The organism is Lysinibacillus sp. GW821-FHT14F06 (genome assembly GCF_058803665.1).
The window spans coordinates 59,016-62,488 of record NZ_JBXAPF010000027.1 but is presented as its reverse complement, the minus strand read 5'-3'; the positions used below and the strand labels follow the sequence as shown (position 1 = coordinate 62,488).

The window sequence follows — 3,473 nt, the reverse complement described above, 5'->3', positions numbered from 1 at the left end:
CAGAAGGTCGTTATGCATGGGAATTATCAAATTTACAGGTGCTAGCAGAACCAGTGCCAGCAAAAGGCAAGCTAAGTTTATGGGAATGGAATGAGGAATAGTTGAAAGAAAATGTGCAGTAAGAGAAATAAGTTATTGAGGGACAGGAGGGTTGGAAATGGCTAAATTATCTAAAAAAGAACGACTGTCTCAAGCATATAGTGAAGCTGTAACTGCAAGGTTCAGTAAAGATGCTCAAATCAGCATGTTACACATGCTTTGGATTATAGCGGAAGGTACACGGTACGAGCATGAAGTTGAAGAAGCGTTTACCCACTTAGAAAAATTAGATGCGATGGTAATGGAGGATTGTGATTAATAAAATTACTGCTCAATATGAGGGTTAACCGAAACAAAGTGTGTAATAAAGAGAAGGAAAAAGGTAATGAACCTTTTTCCCCTTAATCTTTCTTTCGTTTAAATATTAATTCAAAAAAAGAAGGAAAGCCGGTACCTTTTGTTCCTGGTGCAAAGATTTGTACTAACTCCCAACCTTCTTTTTCATAATCATAAACAACTTTATGATAATCTTCTTCAGGAGTTAATTTGATTGAAGATAATTGAATTTTCACGAATTTATGTTCGTACAATATAAAAACCTCCTTTTTATTACTTTCATTTACGTTTTTTAGTAATGTAAAGTTTCAAAAAATATATTGAAGTTGATGAAAAGTTCGAGGTTTTTTCGAAAGATCTTGCGACATAAGAAAGGGAGATAAATGTATGCCATATGTCGAACAACAGGAAGGGAGAAATAAAAATGGCAAATGATACACAAAACGGCAGCTTAAAAGGAAAAACACATGTAGTAGATTTATATATTGTTTTCCCCATGTTTTTTTGGGCTGCTATTTCTTTGATTGCTATTGTAATTGTCATAGTTAGAGAAGAAGCGATGGGTGTAAAGGATATTGTTCTTTGGGGTTATAGTTTTCATTCTCTTTTGGAATGGTTAGCGAAGGGTAGTTTTGGCCTTTTCCTTTCATGGGGTCTTATAGGTTCCTATATTTATCTTACGTGGTCACCAAAAGAGGACTGATTTAGACGCTGCAATTGTTTTGTTCAGAAAGGATGAAGGAATTATGAAAAAGTGTAAAAAATGTAACGGTCAAGGTTATGTGGTTGTTAATGATGGTGAGCGTTTAGGTAACAAACGTATTCAATTGGTCGGGAGTAGTGGAAATACAATTTGGGGAGGTAAAGTAAAGGTGAATTGCACCAATTGTTTTGGAAAAGGGCATAGATAGTTACTGCACAATATGAGCAATTTGTACAGGAGGTGCTTTACATTGCTTATTAGTGAAGGTGAACTATATACAGACAGTCATAGGGTAGGACCATTTAAAGTGTACCTAGCGCTTGAAGATGCAAAATATGTCGATGATATAGTTAAAGTAATTGACCTTGTTTCAGATACTAAAGTTTATCTTACAAGTAGAACTGTGACTAAATTTGAAGGTAATTTAAATAGTGAATTATTAGAAGTTGCTAAAAAATATAACTACAAAATATGAGGATCATGTACTCAAAATAATCAGTAAATAAAAATAAAAAAGCCGCAGCGTCGTTACACGCCTCGGCTTCGAATTGGTTCCGCCCTTCGACGGTGTTCACTTAACGCATTATATCATAGGGGGCAAAGCTATGAACACAGAAAATACTCAAGTTTTAACAAATGAACAAATTAACAAATGTGAGAACGGCGTGTATATAGTACAGGATGGTATTGTTACACCATTAAGCCCTAAAGCATTTGGGCAAGATACAATCATTTGGCACAATGGACAAGTACTTGATGTGGAGCGGGCTGAACGTATCCGTATTAAAAAAACTAAATAATCGTCCTTACGGAAAAACCGATGGACACTAATAGATTCTGGCAATTACGTCAGGTCTATTAGTGTCCTTTTTATTTTTGCATAGAATAGAGAGGAAGATGGTCATGTATTTTCCAGACTTAATCGAAGAATATAAACAGTCATTGAAAGATTTACGAGCTGCTGGTGGATGTTCTAGTATGGAGCGTGATTTACAAGAAGCTATTAAATGGATGGAAACAGGCTATGATCCAGCAGAGTGTAGAGCCGCTTCTCGTACAGATGCTTATGCTATGGACCATCACCTGATGCAAGATTTAATTGTTTACGTTGATAGCACTAATGATGTGCCAGCACTTATAACAGATGAAATTGATTTATGGATAGATGAAGCGGTCGCATTAAAAGAAATCGAGCGATTATACAATTTTAAAAAAGTTGTTAATAATACGATGGCTGGCTTAACAGAAAATGAGCGTACAGCTTTTATTATGATACGAGCAGAACATATGTCATTTGGAAAAACTGCAAAACTACTAGGAGTTACAAAAAGTACTATACAAAGCTATATAACACGAGCGGAAATGAAGATTGCTAATAATATTTCCAATAAAATTGCATAGTTTGCCATACGATTGCCTATATAGTGAAGATATTTATTTTTAGAGGTGGTAATAATGAAATTACAGTAATTTTTGGGTTGTGGGGTTAGTACATCAAAGCTTTTATTTTGGTTGCGATAGCGTTAGATAGGAACTAGGATTAACATGAATCATACAAGTGTACAGCGAGTGCTTGAAAGAGTGATTGATATGGTGATGAATTAAATATTTACATTAAAAAACTGCAATTATGTAATTATTTATAATTGACATTATCGAAAAGTAAGTGTTAATATAAGCGCAGGTGAAAAAACATTTCATCTACGCCGTGTTGGTCGGCTTAATCATTAAAGATGGTTGATTAAATCTCATATATTTCATCTTTTTTGTAATAATGTAACCAACCACATTAGATGCAACTTTTCGTGTACGAGTTGTGGTAACTGTAGTTGCCTGGAAAAATAAAATACACGCTTTTTTATGTAAAAAAACTAAGTTTTTTATCTAAAACGACAAATTATTGTTGAATTATACTTAATATAACACTTCTAAAGAATCTATTTAGTAGATAGGTAATCTCATTTTTTGCATAAAGTTTCTGAATTTTATAAAATTAAACTATCCTACATCTAGGTGTAGGATTTTTTACTGTCGAAAGACAAAACAAATACAAAAAGCGCTTCATAATTGAGTTGTTGTCTGCTTTTTTATTTTCCAATGTGTTACTTGTTTGAGAAGGGTGTTGTATTATTGAGATCTAACAATAATAAATGTCTTTTAGCACTTATTTAAAAAGGCATAAAGCCAAAGAGGGCATTAGCCAAAAAAATGGTCAATCAGAACCAAAGAGGGCGTTAGCCAAAAAAATGGTCAATCAGAACCGAAGAGGGCGTTAGCCAAAAAAATGGTCAATCAGAACCAAAGAGGGCGTTAGCCAAAAAATGGTCAATCAGAACCAAAGAGGGCATTAGCCAAAAATAAAATGGTCAATCAGAACCAAAGAGGGCGTTAGCCA

The 3,473-nt window shown here is 34.2% G+C and carries 7 protein-coding genes; 6 read left to right on the top strand and 1 reads right to left on the bottom strand.

Features of this window, described 5'->3' with window-relative positions:
* The first annotated feature begins 157 nt into the window (after positions 1 to 157).
* Complete coding sequence (locus AC1RNS_RS19880; protein WP_492995172.1) at positions 158 to 358, top strand: hypothetical protein; 201 nt, start codon at positions 158 to 160, stop codon at positions 356 to 358.
* Between the two features lie 82 nt (positions 359 to 440).
* Here AC1RNS_RS19880 and AC1RNS_RS19875 read toward each other — a convergent pair whose 3' ends face one another.
* Entirely contained in the window at positions 441 to 629 is a 189-nt protein-coding gene (locus AC1RNS_RS19875; protein WP_492995171.1) for a DUF4177 domain-containing protein, read from the bottom strand.
* Between the two features lie 170 nt (positions 630 to 799).
* On the opposite strand from AC1RNS_RS19875, the gene AC1RNS_RS19870 reads away from it, so the two are divergent.
* The 5 genes from AC1RNS_RS19870 to AC1RNS_RS19850 all read left to right on the top strand — a co-directional run bounded on the left by AC1RNS_RS19870 (position 800) and on the right by AC1RNS_RS19850 (position 2,479).
* Complete coding sequence (locus AC1RNS_RS19870) at positions 800 to 1,078, top strand: hypothetical protein (RefSeq protein ID WP_492995170.1); 279 nt, start codon at positions 800 to 802, stop codon at positions 1,076 to 1,078.
* A 43-nt stretch (positions 1,079 to 1,121) separates the two neighbouring features.
* Complete coding sequence (locus tag AC1RNS_RS19865; protein ID WP_492995168.1) at positions 1,122 to 1,286, top strand: hypothetical protein; 165 nt, start codon at positions 1,122 to 1,124, stop codon at positions 1,284 to 1,286.
* A 42-nt stretch (positions 1,287 to 1,328) separates the two neighbouring features.
* Complete coding sequence (locus tag AC1RNS_RS19860) at positions 1,329 to 1,553, top strand: hypothetical protein (protein ID WP_492995166.1); 225 nt, start codon at positions 1,329 to 1,331, stop codon at positions 1,551 to 1,553.
* Between the two features lie 130 nt (positions 1,554 to 1,683).
* A complete protein-coding gene (locus tag AC1RNS_RS19855; RefSeq protein WP_492995165.1) occupies positions 1,684 to 1,878 on the top strand; it encodes a hypothetical protein in 195 nt (64 codons plus the stop codon).
* Between the two features lie 103 nt (positions 1,879 to 1,981).
* A complete protein-coding gene (locus tag AC1RNS_RS19850; RefSeq protein WP_492995163.1) occupies positions 1,982 to 2,479 on the top strand; it encodes a sigma factor-like helix-turn-helix DNA-binding protein in 498 nt (165 codons plus the stop codon).
* Positions 2,480 to 3,473: the final 994 nt, after the last annotated feature.

Bases quoted from the DNA above. Each gene is read 5' to 3' on its own strand.
- AC1RNS_RS19870 (WP_492995170.1), top strand. From the start codon at position 800: ATGGCAAATGATACACAAAACGGCAGCTTAAAAGGAAAAACACATGTA.
- AC1RNS_RS19855 (WP_492995165.1), top strand. From the start codon at position 1,684: ATGAACACAGAAAATACTCAAGTTTTAACAAATGAACAAATTAACAAA.
- AC1RNS_RS19850 (WP_492995163.1), top strand. From the start codon at position 1,982: ATGTATTTTCCAGACTTAATCGAAGAATATAAACAGTCATTGAAAGAT.
- AC1RNS_RS19880 (WP_492995172.1), top strand. From the start codon at position 158: ATGGCTAAATTATCTAAAAAAGAACGACTGTCTCAAGCATATAGTGAA.
- AC1RNS_RS19865 (WP_492995168.1), top strand. From the start codon at position 1,122: ATGAAAAAGTGTAAAAAATGTAACGGTCAAGGTTATGTGGTTGTTAAT.